General features: G+C 74.4%; 20 protein-coding genes. 10 read left to right on the top strand and 10 right to left on the bottom strand.

Annotated features, from left to right (window positions below; all coding sequences use genetic code 11):
• Positions 1-551 (top strand): hypothetical protein (locus OG689_RS40055; RefSeq protein WP_266326756.1); only part of this gene is annotated, 551 nt, incomplete at its 5' end.
• A 76-nt stretch (positions 552-627) separates the two neighbouring features.
• Here OG689_RS40055 and OG689_RS40050 read toward each other — a convergent pair.
• From OG689_RS40050 to OG689_RS40040, 3 genes are all read right to left on the bottom strand, one after another.
• Positions 628-1,497, bottom strand: a complete 870-nt coding sequence (locus tag OG689_RS40050) for an SDR family oxidoreductase (RefSeq protein WP_266316444.1) — start codon at positions 1,495-1,497, stop codon at positions 628-630.
• 133 nt (positions 1,498-1,630) lie between these two features.
• Complete coding sequence (locus tag OG689_RS40045) at positions 1,631-2,095, bottom strand: hypothetical protein (protein WP_266316445.1); 465 nt, start codon at positions 2,093-2,095, stop codon at positions 1,631-1,633.
• A gap of 164 nt (positions 2,096-2,259) precedes the next feature.
• Complete coding sequence (locus OG689_RS40040) at positions 2,260-2,778, bottom strand: MarR family transcriptional regulator (protein ID WP_266316447.1); 519 nt, start codon at positions 2,776-2,778, stop codon at positions 2,260-2,262.
• 418 nt (positions 2,779-3,196) lie between these two features.
• On the opposite strand from OG689_RS40040, the gene OG689_RS40035 reads away from it, so the two are divergent.
• A complete protein-coding gene (locus tag OG689_RS40035; RefSeq protein ID WP_266316448.1) occupies positions 3,197-3,400 on the top strand; it encodes a hypothetical protein in 204 nt (67 codons plus the stop codon).
• Positions 3,401-4,094: 694 nt separating this feature from the next.
• Here the strand turns inward: OG689_RS40035 and OG689_RS40030 are convergent.
• The 3 genes from OG689_RS40030 to OG689_RS40020 form a co-directional block, all read right to left on the bottom strand.
• Entirely contained in the window at positions 4,095-5,513 is a 1,419-nt protein-coding gene (locus OG689_RS40030) for an MFS transporter (protein ID WP_266316449.1), read from the bottom strand.
• Between the two features lie 572 nt (positions 5,514-6,085).
• Positions 6,086-6,439: a helix-turn-helix transcriptional regulator gene (locus OG689_RS40025; RefSeq protein ID WP_073925854.1), complete on the bottom strand. Its 354-nt coding sequence runs from the start codon at positions 6,437-6,439 to the stop codon at positions 6,086-6,088.
• Positions 6,436-6,882 (bottom strand): SRPBCC domain-containing protein, encoded by a 447-nt coding sequence (locus OG689_RS40020; protein WP_266316453.1) that lies wholly within the window; start codon positions 6,880-6,882, stop codon positions 6,436-6,438. Before OG689_RS40020 ends, OG689_RS40025 begins: the two co-directional genes overlap by 4 nt.
• An 805-nt stretch (positions 6,883-7,687) precedes the next feature.
• Here OG689_RS40020 and OG689_RS40015 point away from each other — a divergent pair.
• The 4 genes from OG689_RS40015 to OG689_RS40000 all read left to right on the top strand — a co-directional run bounded on the left by OG689_RS40015 (position 7,688) and on the right by OG689_RS40000 (position 12,081).
• Complete coding sequence (locus OG689_RS40015) at positions 7,688-8,626, top strand: alpha/beta fold hydrolase (protein WP_266316455.1); 939 nt, start codon at positions 7,688-7,690, stop codon at positions 8,624-8,626.
• A gap of 409 nt (positions 8,627-9,035) precedes the next feature.
• On the top strand, positions 9,036-10,220 hold the full coding sequence (locus OG689_RS40010; protein ID WP_266316457.1) for an acyl-CoA dehydrogenase family protein: 1,185 nt from the start codon (positions 9,036-9,038) through the stop codon (positions 10,218-10,220).
• 104 nt (positions 10,221-10,324) lie between these two features.
• Positions 10,325-11,263: an NAD(P)-binding domain-containing protein gene (locus OG689_RS40005; protein ID WP_323189371.1), complete on the top strand. Its 939-nt coding sequence runs from the start codon at positions 10,325-10,327 to the stop codon at positions 11,261-11,263.
• Between the two features lie 407 nt (positions 11,264-11,670).
• Positions 11,671-12,081 carry a GFA family protein gene (locus OG689_RS40000; protein ID WP_266316459.1) on the top strand — a complete coding sequence of 137 codons (411 nt, stop codon included), beginning with the start codon at positions 11,671-11,673 and terminating at the stop codon, positions 12,079-12,081.
• Positions 12,082-12,126: 45 nt separating this feature from the next.
• Here OG689_RS40000 and OG689_RS39995 read toward each other — a convergent pair whose 3' ends face one another.
• Both OG689_RS39995 and OG689_RS39990 read right to left on the bottom strand, forming a co-directional pair.
• Positions 12,127-13,053 (bottom strand): quinone oxidoreductase, encoded by a 927-nt coding sequence (locus tag OG689_RS39995; protein WP_266316461.1) that lies wholly within the window; start codon positions 13,051-13,053, stop codon positions 12,127-12,129.
• A 632-nt stretch (positions 13,054-13,685) separates the two neighbouring features.
• The gene (locus tag OG689_RS39990; protein WP_266316463.1) at positions 13,686-14,258 is read right to left on the bottom strand and encodes a TetR/AcrR family transcriptional regulator; all 573 of its coding nucleotides are present in this window, start codon (positions 14,256-14,258) and stop codon (positions 13,686-13,688) included.
• 123 nt (positions 14,259-14,381) lie between these two features.
• Between OG689_RS39990 and OG689_RS39985 the strand changes: the two genes are divergently transcribed.
• Positions 14,382-14,822: a nuclear transport factor 2 family protein gene (locus OG689_RS39985; RefSeq protein WP_266316465.1), complete on the top strand. Its 441-nt coding sequence runs from the start codon at positions 14,382-14,384 to the stop codon at positions 14,820-14,822.
• Positions 14,823-14,907: 85 nt separating this feature from the next.
• Here the strand turns inward: OG689_RS39985 and OG689_RS39980 are convergent, their stop codons facing one another.
• Positions 14,908-15,291 (bottom strand): VOC family protein, encoded by a 384-nt coding sequence (locus OG689_RS39980; RefSeq protein ID WP_266316467.1) that lies wholly within the window; start codon positions 15,289-15,291, stop codon positions 14,908-14,910.
• A gap of 155 nt (positions 15,292-15,446) precedes the next feature.
• Between OG689_RS39980 and OG689_RS39975 the strand changes: the two genes are divergently transcribed.
• The gene (locus OG689_RS39975; RefSeq protein WP_266316469.1) at positions 15,447-16,043 is read left to right on the top strand and encodes a GNAT family N-acetyltransferase; all 597 of its coding nucleotides are present in this window, start codon (positions 15,447-15,449) and stop codon (positions 16,041-16,043) included.
• A gap of 111 nt (positions 16,044-16,154) precedes the next feature.
• Here the strand turns inward: OG689_RS39975 and OG689_RS39970 are convergent, their stop codons facing one another.
• The gene (locus tag OG689_RS39970) at positions 16,155-16,952 is read right to left on the bottom strand and encodes a VOC family protein (RefSeq protein ID WP_266326760.1); all 798 of its coding nucleotides are present in this window, start codon (positions 16,950-16,952) and stop codon (positions 16,155-16,157) included.
• A 398-nt stretch (positions 16,953-17,350) separates the two neighbouring features.
• On the opposite strand from OG689_RS39970, the gene OG689_RS39965 reads away from it, so the two are divergent.
• A complete protein-coding gene (locus OG689_RS39965; protein WP_266316471.1) occupies positions 17,351-17,989 on the top strand; it encodes a TMEM175 family protein in 639 nt (212 codons plus the stop codon).
• Between the two features lie 319 nt (positions 17,990-18,308).
• Entirely contained in the window at positions 18,309-18,488 is a 180-nt protein-coding gene (locus OG689_RS39960) for a hypothetical protein (protein ID WP_266316472.1), read from the top strand.
• The last annotated feature ends 97 nt before the right edge of the window (positions 18,489-18,585 follow it).

Raw genomic sequence — 18,585 nt, 5'->3', positions numbered from 1 at the left:
GCGGGCCGGGTCCGGAGGATCTGGCCGGGGTGTACCAGCAGGTGCGCCGGGCGTTCGAGGAGGCGGGCAACGAGCCGGACGCCGCGGACTTCTACTACGGCGAGATGGAGATGCGCCGCCTCGACCGCCGGCGCCCGCGGGCCGAGCGCCGGCTGCTCGGGGCGTACTGGCTGGTGTCCGGCTACGGGCTGCGGGCGTCGCGGGCACTGGCCTGGCTGCTGGCGGCGATGGCCGCCAGCCTGCTGCTGCTGGTGCTGTTCGGGCTGCCCGACGACACCCCCGACCCGCGGAGCACCGGTACCTACGCGGCCGGCAGTGTCCGGTTGACGACCAGGACCCCGGAGCCGGTGCTGACCCTCCCCTGGGAGCGGCGGGTGACCGGAGCCAGGGTGGGGAGGGCGGCCCTGGTGGTGGTGAACTCGGTGGTGTTCCGCTCCGGCGGGCAGAACCTCACCTTGCCCGGTGCCGTCGTCGAGATGGCCTCCCGGATCGGCGAGCCGGTCCTTCTCGGTCTGGCCGCCCTGGCCGTCCGGAGCCGCGTCAAACGCTGACCGCCCCGGACCGCCGGTGTGCCCGGGACGGTGTGCCCGGGACGGTGTGCCCGGGGTCGGTGTGCCGGGGTCGGGTCTACGGGCGGAAGTGGTCGCGGTGTTCGTCGAGGAAGGCGTCGAGGGTGCGGGGCGGGCGGCCGAGGATGTCGGCGACGGTGCTGGTGGGGGTTTCGGGCCGGGCGACGGCGAGTTGCTGGATCTCCGCCACGTGGGCGGCGAGCCAGGCGGGCATCCGGGCCTGACGGACGAGGTTGTCGCGCAGGTCGTCGGGGGTGAGGTCGACGTACCGGATCGGGCGGCCGGTCAGGGCGGTCAGCCGGGCGGCGAGGTCGGGGTGGGCGACGGCCTCCGGCCCGGTGAGTGTGTAGCTGCCGCCCATGACGTCGGCCCTGGTGAGCGCGGCGGCGGCGACGTCGCCGATGTCGCGGCAGTCGACGTAGTTGCAGGGCGCGTCCCTCATCGCGCCGACGACGAGGCCCTGGGCGACGGTGGGCGCCAGGCGCAGCAGGTTCTGCATGAACGCGTAGGGGCGCAGGACGGTGTGGGCGAGTCCTGAGGCGCGCAGGTGTTCCTCGACGGTGTGGTGTCCGCGGGAGACGGCGACGGGTGAGTGGGGTTCGGCGGCGGGTGCGGAGATCTTGACGATGTGTCCGATCCCGGTGCGGGCGGCGACGTCGATGACGCGGGTTTCGAGTTCGACCTGGTCGGGGCTGTTGGCCATGGCGAGGAAGAGCTGGTCGGCGCCCTGGAAGGCGGTGCGCAGGGAGTCGGGGTCGGTGGCGTCGGCGTACTCGACCTGGACGGGCCGCAGGTGTGCGCCGCCGGCGGCGGCGGGGAGCGGCCGGTGGGGGGTGCGGGTGAGGGCGCGTACGGGGGCGTCGAGTGTGCGGAGGCTGTGGAGCAGGGCGGTTCCGGTGGTGCCGGTCGCTCCGATGACAACGATCATGGTGTGTCCTCGTCGGCTGTGTTCGCCCCGGCGGCGGGTGCTGCCGGGTGGGTTCGGTCGGGTCCGGCGCCGGTGGCCCGGTGGGTGCGGTGCCGGGGGGCTGTGTCCGGGGGTGGGCGGGATGCCGGGTGGGCTATGTCCGGGGTGCGGCGAGGGTGCTGCGCCAGCGCAGGGTGATGACGGCGGTGGCGAGGGCGGCGGAGACGGGCAGGTCGATGCGCAGGCGTTGCAGCCAGAGGGCGGTGGCGAGCGGGGTGTGGGCGGGCAGCCACTGGGCGGCGAACCATCCGGCCGCGGCCGCAGTGCCGGCGGTGGCGACGACGAGCAGCGCGGTCAGGACGAGGCGTGGCAGGGCCGTGGTCCAGGGTCGTGGGCGGCCGCCGCGGCGCAGCCAGGTGCCGACCAGGAGCGCCACCACGGCCGAGGTGCCGGCGATGGAGGTGGCGGCCGCCAGGGTCAGGTCCGGTTGGCCGGTGAGGGCTCCTGCGGTGCCGGCGGTCAGTGCGGGGGCGGCGTAGGCGGTCAGTACCTCGCGCCACAGCGTGAACGGCCGGGAGGCCGCCCGGCTCGGGCGGGTCCTGTCCTTCGTTGCGGGCATGCTGGCCTCTTCTTCTCGTTCGTGTTCCGGCGGGGCGGAAAGGGCGGAAGGGTTCGGCGGGGCGGTCGTGGAGGCCGTCCCGCATATAATTAGGAGGCTAATTATTACGTCGCGAAAAAGGCCCCCACCCGTAGGACGGGAGCCGGGACCGGCCTGCGGCCGGGTCAGTCGGCGGTCAGGGCCGCGCTGCCGCGCACGACGCGGGCGAGCAGGTCCAGGAACACCGTGCGCTCCTGGACGGTGAGCCCGCCCACCATCGCCTCCAGCCGCCCGAAGTGCTCGGGCGCCATGTCGCGCAGGCGCTGCGCACCGCGCGCGGTCAGGACCGCCACCGTGCCCCGCCCGTCCTCGGCGGACGGGCGCCTGGCGATCAGGCCCTCGCGTTCGAGGCCGTCCAGGAGGCCGGTGACCGTGGCCCTGGAGACGCCGAGGTCGGCCGCCAGTTGCGAGGGGGACTTCTCCCCGCCGTGGTCCTCCAGGTCGGCGAGCAGGCGGTAGCGCCCCGTCGACAGCCCGTACCTGGCGAAGTGGACCTCGGTCGCCCGCCCGACCCGCGCACCCGCGGCGATCAGTCGCACCGCGACCAGCACCGCCTGCGGATCGGCCTCCAGGCCGTAGTGCCGCAGCTGCCGCGCGGCCTGGTCCAGCGTGGGCGTCTCGCCGTCGACCCCGTCCCTCGTCATATAACTAATATGGCGGCTAATCACTGGGGCTGTCAAGACACCCGGGCCGGCGCCGCCGGACGCCGGCCGATTCCGCCGGCGACGCGGGCGACGCGGGCGACCGAGGGCGACGCGGGCGACCGAGGGGCCGGACCGGCCGAAGCGGGGCGGGAGCGCGCGGGCGAAGCGGCCCGGGGCCCGGGGCCCGGGGCCCGGGGCCCGGGGCCCGGGGTCGAGCCATGGGGCGCACGTCGGCCACGGCAACGGGCCGGCGGTGCGGCCACCATGACTCCCGACCCGAACGACCGCGGAACCGCAAGCACCGTTCGAAGACGAACCTATGTCGTGCCTGTCGGTGTGCGACCCACTACTGATGGTAGTTTCCAGCTGCCGCCCGGCCGGGGCGGCACTGCCGACCCACCATTCGAAGGAGCGAACCATGACCCAGGTCAGCGCGACCGCCGCGGAGACCAAGAAGTCGATGGCCAGGGAGGCCGCGGCGACGAAGACCTGGCGCCACGTCATCCAGCCGGACGCGGACGCCGCAGCCAACTACCTCAACCTCGACCCCGCCCAGGGACCGGGCGAGGCGACCATCACCACCCGACCCGACGGACAGATCGACGTCCTCGTCCTGCTCTGAGGACAAACCCCCGAACACCGCCGGTACCGCGGCGCTCCCCTCGCGCCGCGGCACCGGCGCGAGCGGCCACCGCCGCCGACGGCCTCACCGGCGGCCGGAACGCCGGCCGAGTACCCTCCGGCAGATGATCCTGACGGTTCGCCGGGCGAGTCCGACCGGCCGGAGGTGACACGTCGGCTGCGGGCGTCGCGACCGTCCCCCTCACGGCAAGGCCGTCGCCATGGTCGTCGTCGGCGCCGGCGCTCTCCCGGACGTTGATCCAGCCGTGGTACTCGAACATGGGCGCAGACCACTGCCCGCCCCGGCGTCCACGACCGAAAATGGCATGTCCGCGCCCGAATATTGCCTGGTCACAAGCCTTTTCGGCGGGCTCGTGCGGGTCTAGCATTCCCGGCACGGCAGCCCCACCATCCCCACCGGACGGGCTGCCGAGCAGCCCGGCCGCTCTCCCCCGTGCGGCCGGAGCCTCCCACGGCCGGGACCCGGGCGCCCCCCTCCCGCGGTCCCGGCCGGCACTCACGACCGGCCCCGCCGGACGCCCGCCCCCTGCGCCCGGCCGTTCGCCGGCTCCCTTGCGCCGGCCCGGCGAACGGCGACACCCCGGACGTCCGGACCGGTGTCGGTCGGGACGTACGGGGTGTCACGTGTGCGGGCGCGGCTGCCGGAACTGCCGACGGCCGGCTGCGCGGCGGGTTCAGTCCAGCGAGGTGGCCAGTTCCCCGCCGGTCTCGTCGGGCACCACCACGAAGGCCGCCTCGGGCTCGGGGCGCGGGCGCAGGCCGAACCAGATCAGGGCCACGCTGACCAGGGTCACCGCGACGTTGACGCTCAGGGCGAGGTGGATGCCGGTCAGTTCGGCGCTCCGGGTGGCGGCGATCGAGCTGAGGATCGGGATACCGACGGTGATGGCCACCTGCTGGGTCATCGAGGTCAGGCCGGTGGCCAGGCCCTGCTCCTCGTTGGGCAGGCCGGAGGTGCCGGTGACCGTGTACGCCACGATGGAGGTGACGTGGCCGAAGAAGCCGATGAACAGCGCGGGGATCAGGACGGCGAGCGCGATCCGGGCGTCGCCGACGAAGACCAGCGGGAGGGTGGCCAGGCCCTGCACGGTCATGCCGACGGCCAGGACCTTGCGGCTGCCGTAGCGCCCGATGGAGCGTCCGGCGACCACGCCGGCGCCCACGGCCGCCAGGCCCGGGACGCCGAAGATGAGGCCGGTGACCAGCGGGGAGAAGTGCAGCACGTTCTGCAGGTAGAGCGTCATCAGGAAGATCATGGCGGTCTCCATGCTGAAGACCACCAGCCCGGCGTAGTTGCCCCACTTGACGGTGGGGCGCTTGAGGATGCGCACCGGGGCGAGGGGTGCGGGCGAGCGGAGCTCGATGGCCCAGAACGCGCCCAGCAGCAGGACGCCGACGACGGCGGCGGGGATGCTGCCCTCGATGACGGCGTAGACCACGGCCAGCAGGCCGCCGCTGGCGGTGACCGCGCCCGGCACGTCGAGCTTGACCCGCTCGGGCAGGGTGCTCTCGCCGATCACGTAGGGGGTGACCACCAGGATGACCAGGGCGACGGGGATGTTGATGAAGAACGCGGCCCGCCAGCTGAACAGGCTGACCAGGGAGCCGCCGACCAGTGCGCCGACGGTGAAGCCCGCGGAGAGCAGCGCGCCGTTGAGGCCGAGGATGCGGTCGCGGACCGGGCCCTCGGCGAAGGTGCTGGTGAGCAGGGCGAGCGAGGCGGGGGTGGCCATCGCGGTGGCGAAGCCCTGCAGGACGCGGGCGGTCAGCAGCATCTGGGGGTTGGAGGCGAACCCGCCGAGGAAGGAGGCCCCGATCAGCAGGGCCGCCCCGGACAGGAACATCCTGCGGCGCCCGAACAGGTCTCCCAGGCGGCCGAAGAGCAGGGTGAAGCCGGCCGCGGGCAGCGCGAACGCGGAGGCGATCCAGGGCAGTCCGGTCAGTCCCAGTCCGACACCCTCGCCGACCTTCGGCAGTGCGACGTTGAGGATGGAGAAGTCGACGGACAGCATGAACCCGGCGCCGAGCAGGAGGAAGAGGATTAACCGTTCCCTGCTGGTGATGCGTGGGGTCGGGGCGGTGTCGGTGGTCATGGGACGTTCCCTTCTTCAAGGCTCCGGTGCCGCCGGTGACCGGCGCGCCGGCCGGGCGGGCCGCCCTGCGGCGTCGCTCCTGCGGGTGCCCGCGGACACCGTCCGGGCCGCGCCGACAGCGGGACGGCGGCCGCGGCGGCCCGCGGTGCGTGACGGGCGGTACGGGCGGTACGGGCGGTACGGGCGGTACGGGGGCGGGGCGGGGGGACGGACGGGACGGAACGGTTGCGTGGGGCGGGCGGGTCCTGGGGGCCGGGGTGGGTGCCCGGACAGCTGGAGGACCGGGTGCCCGGGGTGCCGGGGCCCCGGGGGCCGGAACGCTCGTCCGTCCGGTGGCGGTGCGTCAAACTGCTCTGCGTACGGTGGCTTTGCTTCCGGCGGCCGTGCCTCCGGCGGACCGGCGGCCGGGTCACCGGCCGTGCATCTGCGCAATACGGCGGTCTTGCAGGGGAGTTGGCCGGTACGGCTGCCGGGTGGAGCCGGACGGGCGGGCCGCCGCGGGCGGCGGGCCCGGGGTGTCCCGGCCGGGCCGGTTCCCGCCGCGTGTCACGGCGGGAACCTTCGGCCGGGCTCTACCGGGAGTCGCGTTCGGCCGCCTCGGCGACGCGTTTGACGTCCGCCAGCCGGTGGTCCCAGTCGGCGGCCAGCGCGGACATCCACCGCGCCGTGGTGTCCAGCGCCGCGGGCCGCACCGCGTACCGCACCTCGCGTCCGACCCGGTTGCCGGCGACCAGTCCGGCCGCGTCCAGGACGGCGAGGTGCTTGACCACCGCCTGGCGCGAGACGGGCAGCCGTTCGGCCAGCGTCGTCGCGGTGACCTGGCCCTGGGCGGCGAGCAGGTCGAGCAGCTGACGTCGTGTCGGATCGGCCAGCGCCGCGAGGACGCTGTCGACCGCCGCGACGGAGCCGGGGCGTTCCTCCGTCACACGGACGTTTCCTCGACGCGCTTCTTGAAGGCACCCAGCACCTGCGGCCAGCCGCCGGCGTTGTCGTTCAGCGCCTTCTCGCGCACCTCCTCGGAGGCGGCCAGCTGCCCGAAGCCGCTCTCGACGACGCGCAGGCGGGTGTGGCCGCCCTCGGGGATCAGCGTGAACTCCACCAGGGTGCTGTTGTTCTCGCTCAGCTCCTCGCCGGGGAACGCGCTGGCCCAGCGGTAGGCCACGTACGTCGGCGGCTGGACCTTCTCCACCCGCACCGGGAACGAGCCGTACTCGGCGTTCTTCGCCACCATCGACTCGCCCTCCTTGGCGACGGTGCCGGCCAGGCTCGCCTCGTCGGCCACCCAGAAGCCCGGCTGGGCCACCAGCGACCAGACCCGCTCCAGGGGGGCCTCGATGAGGGTTTCGCGTTCGATCAGTTCCGCGCTCATAAGGGGACTCCTTCGCTACGGCCATTGAATGCACCCTTATGGTTGCACGTCCCTCCTCCATCCGCAACCAAAGAGTTGCACCCCGATCGGGTGAAACCCCAGCCCCGGGCCCCCGCTCCGGGCCCCCGCTCCGGGCCCCCGCTCCGGGCGCCGTCCCCCGCCGCCGCCACCGCCCTCACGCAGCCCTGTCCGGCACCCTCCGCCCCTGTTACGTGCCCCGCCCCGCGCCCCTGCCTCCCGCCCGACCGCCCGAAGCCGGGCAGCGGCGCGGGCAGCACGAAGCGGGGCGGGAGGGGGCGGGGCCCGTCCGCCCTACGGCGCGCCCCGCCCCCTCCCGCCCGCCCGGCCCGCCCCGGCCGCCTCCGGCGCCCGCACCGTCGCCCCGACGGACGGATCCCGGACCCGATCCCGGACCGGATCCCGGACGCCCGGACCCCCGAACGTCCCTGTACGGCGGGCGTGTTGTGCCGGGCCGGACGGCCGCCGCGCGGGGCCCACCCCGGCCCGCCCGGCACCGGTCCCGACCCGGCACACGGCGAGTATGCGGGCCGCGGCGGGCCCGGCGACTACCTCCGGATTGCCCCCCTCCGGTGCGGGCCGGACGGCGCCGGTACACGCGGCGGAGGCAGAAAAGGAGAGCACGATGGAAGAGGTGGCCGGACGTCAGAGCCACTGATGATGGCTCATGGTCACGGTGTGACAAGGCGGTTCACCCGCGGCCGTCCCGGGACAGATCCCCGGGGCACCGAATCGGAGCACGGCTCGGCAGACATGTCCCGGCCGCCAGGAAAGAGGAATGGGAACAGTGACCACGAACACGCCCGAGGAGGGCACGCCGGCAACGGGCGCGGCCGTCCCCACCGACGCCGAGCTCGCGCAGTCGCTGGCCGGGAACTTCCGCAGCGACCACATCACCGTGGAGGGCCTGCGCCTGCACTACGTCGCCGGCGGGGAGGGCAGGCCGCTGGTGCTGCTGCCCGGCTGGCCGCAGACCTGGTGGGAGTTCCGCAAGGTGATGCCCGCGCTCGCCGAGGCCGGCCGCCGGGTGATCGTGCTGGACCTGCCCGGCATGGGCGGCTCGGACAAGCCCGCCGGCGGATACGACAAGAAGACGATGGCCGGCGTCGTCCACGGGTTCATCCGCGCCCTGGGCTACGACCAGGTCGACATCGCCGGCCACGACGTGGGCTCGCAGGTCGCCTTCAGCTTCGCGGCCAACCACCCGCAGGCCGTCCGCAAGGTCGCGCTGCTGGACGTGCTGCACCCCGACGCCTCGCTCTACCAGATCCCGATGCTCCCGGCGCCGGGCATGCCCTTCCACCCGTGGTGGTTCGCCTTCAACTCGGTCGCCGGCCTGCCCGAGCAACTGCTCGCCGGACGCGCCCGCCACCTGGTGGACTGGGTCTTCGACGGGTTCCTGCTGGACCGCGGCGCCGTCGACGAGCAGGCCCGCGCCGTCTACACCCGCGCCTACGACACCGCGGACGGGATCCGCGGCGGCAACGGCTGGTACCAGACGTTCGGCCAGGACATCGTGGACCTCGGCACCTACGGCAAGATCGCCGCCCCGGTGCTCGGCCTGGTCTCCAACCTCGCCGACGGCCTCTTCGCCGCCCAGATGCAGGCCACCCTGCCCACCCAGGCCGGCGACGTGCGGGTCGTCGTGGTCCCCGACGCGGGCCACTACTTCGTCGAAGAGGCCCCGCAGGCCGTGATCGACGAGTTCAACACGTTCTTCGCCTGACCCGCCCGTCCCCGCCCCGGCCCCTCGCACCGGACCGACCCGCCCACCGCCACCGGCGGCAACGGCGGTGACGGCAACGGCCACCGGCAGCCGGCAACGGCACGACCGCGGCGGCGCGGTGCGGGACACCCCGGACCGGACGCCCCGCACCGGAGCGCGCACCGCGCCCGCCCGCGCCCGCCCGAACACCCCGTACCGACCCCGTACCGACCCCGGCCACGAGCGGCCGCCGACGCGGCATGCCCGCGTCCGCTCCCGGCCGGGCGGCCGCACCGGGCGGCGGGCGGGCGCCCCCGGTGCCCGGGCGGCGCGGCCCGGGTGCCGGCGCGGTGGCGGGGGGCGTGATCAGCGGATTCCGACAGATCCAGTTGTTCCGGCTAAATCCAGTAGATCCAGCCAAGGAGAAGGCATGTCCACTTTCGCCGTCCCGTCCCGGGACGACCTGCTGCGGCGGGTGTCGGAGACAGCGCCCGTGCTGCGCTCCCACGCCGCGTGGTCGGCGGAGAACCGCCGGCTGCACGAGGAGACGGTCGAGGCCCTGAGCGGGGCCGGCCTGTTCCGGATGCGGATCCCGCTGCGCTACGGCGGGTACGAGGCCGACGCGCGGACCATGGTCGACGTGGTCACCGAGGTCGCCCGCGCCGACGGGTCCGCCGGCTGGGTGCTGGCCAGCTCCCTGATCGCCGGCTGGGGCCTGGGCCTGTTCCCCGACGAGGTCCAGGACGAGGTGTTCGCCGACCCCGACGTGCGGGTCTGCGCCACCATCGGACCGGGCACCGCGACGGCCGTCCCCGTCCCCGGCGGCATCCTGGTCAACGGCTCCTGGCCGTTCATCAGCGGCGCCCTGAGCAGCCAGTGGCAGCAGAGCGCGGCGATCTTCCTCGACCCGGCCGGGCAGCCCTACCCCGTGATGGCGCCCGTCCCGATGGCGGAGCTGGAGATCGTCGACGACTGGCACACCAGCGGCCTGCGCGGCACCGGCAGCGTCACCACCACCGCCAAGGACGTGTTCATCCCCCAGGAGCGCGTCCTGCCCGCGCCCGCCGTCCTCGGCGGCCAGTCCGTCTCCAAGCTCAACGCCGACACCCCGATGTACCGCGCCCCGTTCATCGTGGTCGGCGCCGCCACCACCGTCGGCGTCGCGGTCGGCCTGGCCCACGCCGTCCAGGACGCCTTCTTCGAGCGGCTGCCCGGACGCAAGATCGCCTACACCGAGTACCCCAGCCAGAGCGAGGCCCCGGTCACCCACCTGCGGGTCGCCGAAGCCGCCATGAAGATCGACGAGGCCCAGTTCCACGCCCAGCGCCTGGCCGCCCTCGTCGACGCCAAGTGCGCCTCCGGCGACAGCTGGGAGATGACCGAACGCGCCCGCAGCCGCGCCGACGAGGGCGCAGCCGCCCGCCTCACCCTGGAGGCCGCGCAGATCCTGGCCGGCTCCAGCGGCGGCTCCTCCGCCTACACCAAGGTCCCGTTGCAGCGCATGGTCGGCGACCTCCAGACCTTCAACCTGCACGCCATGATGAACCCCGACGTCAACGCCGAGACCTACGGCCGCGTCCTGTGCGGGCTGGAGCCCAACACCTACTACATCTGAGCACCGGCCGGCCGGGCCCGGCGTCCGGGCACCGCACCTCGTAATTCCGGTGCCGGTGACCGGAGTTCGGGACCCGGGCCGGGGGCGGTGGCCGGCTTTCGACGGTGGCCGGGGCGGTGGCGGTGCCCGGCCACCGCCACCGCCGGACCGCGCCCCCGGCCGCCCCGGCCCCGCCTGCCCCGGCCCCGGCCGCCGGCCGGCGGCCGGCGGCCGGCGGGCGTCGCCCCGATCCGTCGTCCCGGCCGCCCGCACGGCCGCCCGCACGACGGGCCGCCCGCCGGCACCCCAATGACCACAAGTCCCAACCCACGAAAAGGAACCGAGACATGCCCACCCTTGGAATCATCGGCAGCGGAAGCATGGGTACGGCCATCGCGAGGCTCGCGGTCGCCGCGGACGTCAAGGTCGCGATCGCCAACTCCCGCGGCCCCGAGACCCTCACCGCGCTCGTCAGCGAGCTCGGCCCGCTGGCCGGCGCCGGCACCGTCGAGCAGATCGCCCAGGACGCCGACCTCATCGTGCTGGCCGTGCCGATCCTCGCCTACCGCAGCGTCCCGGCCGCGCCGCTGCGCGGCCACACCGTGCTCGACACCAGCAACTACTACCCGATCCGCGACGGCCGGATCCCCGAGCTGGACTCCGAGAAGCTGACCACCAGCGAACTGGTGCAGCAGCACCTGGAGGGCGCGCACCTGGTGAAGGCGTTCGGCAACATCCTCGCCCACCACATCACCCAGCTCGCCCGCCCCAGCGGCGCCCCCGATCGCACCGCCCTGCCCATCGCCGGCGACCACGCCGCGGCCAACACCGCCGCCGCGGCCCTCGTCGACCGGATCGGCTTCGACACCCTCGACACCGGCCCGCTCGCCGACAGCTGGCGCTTCGAGCCCGAGACCACCGCCTACACCTGGCTCTACATGGCCGACCAGAACACCGCCTTCGAGGACCGCTTCGAGGCCCCCGGCGCGCCCTTCCCGATCGCCTCGCTGCGCACCGCCCTGCTGGACGTCAAGCGCGTGCGGGTCGCCGAACGCACCTTCTGACCCCGCACCACCACGCACCACCGCGCACCACCGCGCACCGACACCGACCTCCCCGTCAGGGTGGGTGCGCGGCGCACCGGCGGGGCGGCGGCGGGGCAGCGGGGCGGCGGGCCACGAACGGGTGAACGCGGCGCACCCGCACCTGTCCAAGGCCGCGCCGCGCCCGTTCCCCGTCCCGCAGCACCCCGGCCGCCGGGTCCCGGCCGGCCGGGACCGAAGGACCGTACCGGGCAGGGTGGTTGGTCCACCCGGCCCGGACGTCCGCCGGCCCCGGCCGCGGGCCACGGCGCGGACCCGTCCCGCTCCGTGCGGCGCTCCCGCGGTCCGCGTGCCGCGGTGGTGCGCCCGCCGGGCGCATGACATATTGCTGGGCACACAACCGAGCCAGGTCCCGGGGGGACACACCGATGAGCGACACCGACCAGCAGCAGACCCACACCGGCGGCTGCCTCTGCGGGGGGATCAGGTTCACCGCCACCGGCGCGCCCTTCTACCCCCATGTGTGCAGCTGCGACCACTGCAAGAAGCTCTCCGGCGGCCCGATGATGACCTGGGTGGGGTTCCCCCTGAAGGGCTTCAGCTGGGACGGCGAGGGCGGCGAACCCACCTGGTACGCGGAGTTCCCCGGTGCCGGACGCGGGTTCTGCCCCACCTGCGGAAGCCGGCTGTGCGCACTGGACGACGGCTCGGACGCGGTCTTCGTCACCCTGATGAGCCTCGACCGGCACGCCCTCGTGCCGGAGAACCAGCACTTTCGCGACGACGCCGTCAGCTGGCTCCCCCAGGTGCCGCACAAGGACCCCGCCCCCACCCCCTGAGCCGGGCGCCGCGGCGGGGGCGCAGCCGACGGGGGCGGTGCCCGGTCAGGGGATCAGCAGCAGCTTGCCGATCGAGCGGCGCTCCTCGAGGTCGGCGTGCGCGGTGGCGGCCTGCGCCAGCGGGTAGGTGGCGCCGATCGGGACGGTCACGCCGTCCGTGTGCACCCAGGAGAACACCTCCTGGGCGCGGGTGAGCAGTTCCTCGCGGGTGGTGATGAAGTCGGGCAGGGTGGGGCGGATCAGCCGGATCGAGCCCCGCGCGCCCGGCCCCATGTCCAGCGGGGGGACCACGCCGCTGGGCTGTCCGTAGAGTGCCAGGGTGCCGCCGATGCGCAGGGACGCCACGCTGCCGTCGAAGGTGGCGACCCCGACACCGTCGTAGACCACGTCCACGCCGCGGCCCTGGGTCAGCCGGGCCACCTCCGCGACGAAGTCGACCTCGGTGTAGCGGATGACCTCCTGCGCGCCCGCCTTGCGGACCGCCTCCTCCTTGGCCGCGTTGGAGACCGTGCCGATCACGCGGGCGCCCAGCAGTCGCAGCACCTGGGTCAGCAGGAGGCCCACGCCGCCGGCGGCGGCGTGCACCAGGGCCGTCTCGCCCGCGCGCACCGGGTGGCTGTCCCGGGTCAGGTAGTGGACGGCGAGGCCCTGCAGGAACACCCCGGCGGCCTGCTCGGCGCTCAGTCCGGCGGGCACCGCCACGACGCGTTCGGCGGGTGCCACGACGTGCTGCGCGTAGGCGCCCGGTGCCGACACCTCCATCGTGACGACCAGGTCCCCCACCGCGACGCCGTCGACACCGGCGCCCAGGGCGGCCACCACTCCCGCACACTCCAGTCCGGGCACGAACGGAACGGGTCGTGGATAAAGTCCGCTCCGCTCGTAGAGATCGTGGTAATTCACGCCGATCGCCGCCACGTCGATCAGTACCTCGCCCGGGCCGGGAGTCGGGACGTCCCGGTCTGTCGACACCAAAGCCCCAGGACCGCCGGTCCCGTTCACCACAACAGCACGCATCTTCTTTTTCCCTCCGAAGGTCGTGACTCGAATGTATGCAGCGCCCCGGACCATCACTTCTTCCGAATTGCCCCCCACCGTCCCGGTGTTACGCCTTCGTGCGGGAAATCGGATCCCTCACCCCGTCCGGCGCTTCCACCAGACAAGCCCCACCGCTCCCACGGATGTGCCCCGCGCGCCCGCCGGCGGGCACGGACGGCGGGACGGACGGCGGGCGCGGACAGCGGGCGCTTCGGTGACGGGCGCTCAGGCGCCGGGCGCTCAGGCGCCGTACGCTCAGGCGCCGTACGCTCAGGCGCCGTACGCTCAGGCGCCGTACGCTCAGGCGCCGTACGCTCAGGCGCCGTACGCTCAGGCGCCGTACGCTCAGGCGCCGTACGCTCAGGCGCCGTACGCTCAGGCGCCGTACGCTCAGGCGCCGTACGCTCAGGCGCCGTACGCTCAGGCGCCGTACGCTCAGGCGCCGTACGCTCAGGCGCCGTACGCGAGGCGCCGGCGCCGCCCCGGGTGCCGGCACCGGCATCCCGGCGTGTGCGGGGGCGCCCGGCGCGGAACCCGCCTTCGGGAGGATGGGACGGGACGACCGGTCAGCGGGGGCGCAGCCCGTCGAGGACGACCTCGAGGATCCGCTCCCGGGCCGCCGGGTCCGCTGCGAGCTGTTCCATCGCCTTGGTCGTGCCGGTCAGCAGGGCGATCAGTTCGGGCAGGCCCAGGTCGGGGCGGACCGCTGCGGCCCGTTGTGCCCCGGCCAGCAGTTCGGTCAGCTGTTCCTTGATCACCGTGCTCGACTCCCGCAGGGCGGAGTGCGCGTCCATGCCGGCCGCGGCGAGTGCCCGGGTGAACTCGTCCTTGCCCGCGGACTGTTCGACCACCAGGCGGAAGCAGTCGAAGAAGGCGTCGGCGGGCCGGGATTCGGCGGCCAGCCGTGTGGTGCGGGCCGCCAGTGTCTCCAGCCTGCTCACCATCACCGCCTCCAGCAGGGCCTCTTTGGTCGGGAAGTGCCGGAAGAGCGTGCCGACCCCGACCCCGGCGGCCCGGGCGATCTCCTCGGTGGTGACGGCGACGCCCCGGGTGGTGAACTCCTGGGTGGCGATGTCCAGCAGTCTGGCCCGGTTGCGGGCCGCGTCCGCGCGCAGCGGGCGTTGTCGGTCGCCGGTCATGCCTGTCTTCCCTTCACGGTCGGCGGCCGGAGGGCCGCCCTGGACAACCGGATTCGCCGGTCCGTATCGTTCTTACCGGAGTCGCCAGTCCGGTTCTGGTGACGATCCTGCCGGAGGTTGATCATGTCCGAAACGCTGTCGTCGCGCGAGGTCTTCCTGGAGCTGCTCGCGGGCATCACCGCGGGACGGTTCGCCGAACTGGCCGAACTCTATGCCGAGGACGCGGTGGTGGAGACCGTCTTCCAGCCGGTGGGGCCGCGCCGGCTGGAGGGGCGGGCCGTGCTGCGGGCGCGGTTCGCGGAGGTCGCCGCGCACTCGCCGCTGGATCTGACCGCGAGGAACGTGGTGGTCCGGGAGACCGACGACCCGGAGGTGGTCGTCGCCGAGTGGGACTACCAGGTGCACCACCGGGAGAGCGGGCGGGCCTTCGAGGCCGCAAACATCCAGGTGCTGCGGGTGCGCGACGGCCTGATCGTCCACAGCCGGGACTACCACGACCACCTGGCCCTCGCGACGGCCGGCGGCAACCTGCCGCAGCTGGTGGCGGCACTGGAGGGCGAGTAGCGCGAAATAAGGGGCCCCGGGGACCGGCTGCGGGAGCCGGGAGCCGGGGGCCGGGTCGGCGGCGTGCCCGGGCCGCCGCGGGCGCTCAGAGGGGCCGGACCCGGGCCCGCAGAAGGCAGAATTCGTTGCCCTCCGGGTCGGCCAGGACGTGCCAGCTCTCGGTGCCGCTCTGCCCGACGTCGACGGGCCGCGCACCGAGGGCGAGCAGCCGCTCCAACTCCGCGTCCTGGTCCCGGTCGGTGGCGCTGACGTCGATGTGCAGCCGGAGCTTGCCGGTGCGCGGGTCGCCGCCGGGGCTGAGGACCAGGGTGGGCTGCGGGCCGCCGAACCCGGCGTCGGGCGGCCCGATCTCGATGCTCCCGTCGTCCTCCCGGCCGAGTTCCCGGTACCCGAGGACCTCGCTCCAGAACGCGGCGAGCCGCTCGGCGTCGACGCAGTCGATGACCAGCTCACTGATGCGGCATGCCATGCCCGCCAGTGTACGCAAGCCCCCGGAGGCGGCTGACGGGTCGTCCGCCGCCCGGCCGGGCCCCGGATCTCGACACCGGAGCCGGCCGGACGTGCGACGGGGCCGGCGTCGGCTCGCTACGGTGGAAGGGTGCCGTCTGCCGCTCGGGAGGTCCGATGAAGTTCCCGCGGCCGGTGAAGTTCCCGCGGCCGGTGGAGCTGCGCACCTCCCGCCTGGTGCTGCGGGCCTGGCGGCCCGCCGACGCGCAGCCGTTCGCCGAACTGAACGCCGACCCCGAGGTCATGGCGCACCTTCCGGCGCCCCTGGACCGGGCGGCCAGTGATGCCCTGGCCGACCGGGCCGCCGCCGCGCTCCGGCGGGAAGGCTGGGGGTGGTGGGCGGTGGAACTGGCCTCCACCGGCGCCTTCATCGGCTTCACCGGCCTGTCGCGGACGACGTTCGAGGCGGCCTTCACCCCGGCGGTGGAGGTCGGCTGGCGGCTCGCCAGGCCGGCCTGGGGGCACGGGTACGCCACCGAGGCGGCCACCGCGGCCGTCGGCTTCGGCTTCGAGGCGCTGGACCTGGCGGAGATCGTCTCCTTCACCGCGGTCGGCAACCTGCGCTCGCGTGCCGTCATGGAGCGCCTGGGCATGACGCACGACCCGGGCGAGGACTTCGACCATCCGCGACTGCCGGCCGGGCACCCCCTGCGCCGGCACGTGCTCCACCGACTCACCCGCCCGGCGGCCGGCCCGCGCCCTCCCGGGCACTGACCGCGTGGCGCGCACGACCCGGCACGCGGCGCGACGGCCCGGAACGGCCGTACGCGGCGGTGGGACGGCCCGCCGCCCCGGCCGGTGGTCGGGGCGGCGGGCCGTCGGTGGTCAGGAGGGCTGCGCCGGTCCGGCGGCGGTGATCACCGCGAAGGTGCCGCCCTGGGGGTCGGCGAGGACCGCCATCCGCCCGGCCGGCATGTCGAACGCCGGGGCCATGACGCTGCCGCCGGCCCGGACGGCGGCGTCCTGGACGCTGTCGACGTCGTCGACGCTGAAGTACGACAGCCAGTGCGGCGGCACCCCGGGCGGCAGGGCGGAGAGGTTCATCATCCCGGCGACCGCGCGGTCGGCGACCTTGAACTCCGTGTACCCCTCGGCGCCCGGCATCTGTGTCGGGGCCGTGGTGATCGGCAGCACGGCCGTGTAGAACGTGGCGGCGGCGTCGGTGTCGCCGGTGTTCAGCTCGTTCCAGGTCAGCGCGCCGTGCTCGTTGACGATGCCCGCGCCGTCGAAGGTCCCCGGCTGCCAGAGGCCGACGACGGCGCCGGTCGGGTCGGCGACGACCGCCATCCGTCCGAGGTCCATGACGTCCATCGGGCCCATCATGACGGTGCCGCCGGCGTCGGTGACCGTCTTGGCGGTGGCGTCGAGGCCGTCGGTGGACAGGTAGGTGGTCCACACCGTCGGCGGCATCGGGTCGGGGGTGGAGCCGTCGGGGTTGGAGGCGCGCATGATCCCGGCCACCGGCTTGCCCTTGAGGGTGCAGACCGAGTAGCCGCCGGTCTCCGGCGGGCCGATCTCCCCCTGCCAGCCGAACAGATCGCGGTAGAAGTCGAGGGCGGCCTGCTGGTCGGGGACCATCAGGTCGATCCAACAGGGGGTACCGGGCTTGTAGGGGCCGTTCATGTCGGGCACGGATGCCTCCGAGGCGATCGCTTACCGATGAGGGACGGGCGGTTGCCTCCATACCCGACCAGCGCGGGCCGAATCGGGCCATCTGGCTGATTCTGGCCCCGGTGCGGCCGGTGCGGCCCGACCACGGGCGGGAGCCGCCGGGGCGGGAACGGCCGTGGGAGACCCGCGTTCGGCTCTCCCGGTCGCGCACGACCGGGGCCGGGGGCGGCCGAACGGGCGAGCGCCGTGGCCGGGCGGACGTCCTGCCCGGCGGTGCGGGGAAGAGCCCCCGCGGTGCGGCGGAGGGCGCCGCGGGTGCCTGCGAGCCGGCCCGGGCCGATGGTGTGTCGCAGCGCCCGCGACGGTCGGCCCGGCGGCGAGGATGGGCCGCAGCGACGAAGGAGGCTGCGGTGCGGGCGAGGAATCTGCGGAGATACGAGGAGCGCGCCGCGGACCGGATGATCTTCTTCTCCGACGCCGTGGTGGCGATCGCCATCACCCTGCTGGCCCTCGAACTGCCGGTACCCGAGGGTCCGACGGTCCCGGCGTTGCGGACCGCGGTCCGCGAGAACCTCGACCACTACCTGGCCTTCCTGATCAGCTTCGCCGTGATCGCCGGCGCCTGGGGCCAGCACAACCGGATCTTCCGCTACACCGAACGCACCGACGCCAGGCTGCGTACGCTCAACGCGTGCTGGCTGCTGACGATCGTGCTCAACCCGTTCGCGACCAAACTCCTCACCACGGAGGGGGACGACACCGACACCGTGGGCCTGCGGTTCGGCTTCTACGCGCTGCTGCAGTTCCTGGCGCTCGCAGCGGTGATCGCCATGGAGCGCCGGATGACCTCGCGCCGGCTGCGCGACCCGGAGGTCCCCGCCGAACTGGTCTCGGCCGGGGAGCCGGTGCTGTACGGGATGCTGCTGGGCTTCGGGCTGTCCGTCCCGGTGTTCTTCCTGACGCCCTACGGCTGGGTCCTGTGGATCGTGCTCCCGCAGGCCGCCGGGCGGCTGTTCCGGAGCCGACCGCACCCGTCGGCCGGCGGCTGACCGGCGATCGCGCCGGTCGGCCCGTCAGGACAGCGAGCGGGTACGGGCGGTGCGGCGGGGCCGCCCCGCCCACCCGAATCCTGCGCCATCCGTCCTCGGCCCACGGCCCGGTGCCGGGGACGACCAGGTCGGGGCGCAAGCGGTCCGTCGGGAACTGCTCGGCCCGCCGGTCGCCCGCCCGGTGGTCCTCGGCCAGGTGCCGGTCGAGCGCGGCCGGCAAGGCGGTCGTGGTGAGCAGCAGCAACGGGTAGCCGTCGACCCTCCACCGGGCGGGCCCCGGCGGCGCGGATGCGGTCCGGGACGGTCCGCGCGGCTTCGGGTGACGGCCCGCACGGAAGCCCGGGCCGACGAGCACGTCGCGTTCACCTCACCGCGGCTGCCGGCCGGCTTCGAGGCCGAGGGCCGGCACCGCCCGGCCCCGGAGTTCGTCGAGGGAAGCCCGGTCGACCTCGCACCGGGCGCCTGCTGCCCGCCCGGATCGCCGCCGAGGAGCCGGTGACCGTGATCCTCCCCGGCGAGCTGCCGGTCCACGCCTTCGGCCGACCCGCCCGGGGGATCCGACGCGCGCCTGCCAAGGGCGCTTCGTGTACAACGGT

Source organism: Kitasatospora sp. NBC_00240, assembly GCF_026342405.1.
GTDB lineage: Bacteria > Actinomycetota > Actinomycetes > Streptomycetales > Streptomycetaceae > Kitasatospora.
This window is presented reverse-complemented; position numbering and strand designations above follow the sequence as displayed.

Bases quoted from the DNA above. Each gene is read 5' to 3' on its own strand.
- OG689_RS40050 (WP_266316444.1), bottom strand. From the start codon at position 1,497: ATGATCGTTGTCATCGGAGCGACCGGCACCACCGGAACCGCCCTGCTC.
- OG689_RS40045 (WP_266316445.1), bottom strand. From the start codon at position 2,095: ATGCCCGCAACGAAGGACAGGACCCGCCCGAGCCGGGCGGCCTCCCGG.
- OG689_RS40040 (WP_266316447.1), bottom strand. From the start codon at position 2,778: ATGACGAGGGACGGGGTCGACGGCGAGACGCCCACGCTGGACCAGGCC.
- OG689_RS40035 (WP_266316448.1), top strand. From the start codon at position 3,197: ATGACCCAGGTCAGCGCGACCGCCGCGGAGACCAAGAAGTCGATGGCC.
- OG689_RS40030 (WP_266316449.1), bottom strand. From the start codon at position 5,513: ATGACCACCGACACCGCCCCGACCCCACGCATCACCAGCAGGGAACGG.
- OG689_RS40020 (WP_266316453.1), bottom strand. From the start codon at position 6,882: ATGAGCGCGGAACTGATCGAACGCGAAACCCTCATCGAGGCCCCCCTG.
- OG689_RS40010 (WP_266316457.1), top strand. From the start codon at position 9,036: ATGTCCACTTTCGCCGTCCCGTCCCGGGACGACCTGCTGCGGCGGGTG.
- OG689_RS40000 (WP_266316459.1), top strand. From the start codon at position 11,671: ATGAGCGACACCGACCAGCAGCAGACCCACACCGGCGGCTGCCTCTGC.
- OG689_RS39990 (WP_266316463.1), bottom strand. From the start codon at position 14,258: ATGACCGGCGACCGACAACGCCCGCTGCGCGCGGACGCGGCCCGCAAC.
- OG689_RS39985 (WP_266316465.1), top strand. From the start codon at position 14,382: ATGTCCGAAACGCTGTCGTCGCGCGAGGTCTTCCTGGAGCTGCTCGCG.
- OG689_RS39980 (WP_266316467.1), bottom strand. From the start codon at position 15,291: ATGGCATGCCGCATCAGTGAGCTGGTCATCGACTGCGTCGACGCCGAG.
- OG689_RS39975 (WP_266316469.1), top strand. From the start codon at position 15,447: ATGAAGTTCCCGCGGCCGGTGAAGTTCCCGCGGCCGGTGGAGCTGCGC.
- OG689_RS39970 (WP_266326760.1), bottom strand. From the start codon at position 16,952: ATGAACGGCCCCTACAAGCCCGGTACCCCCTGTTGGATCGACCTGATG.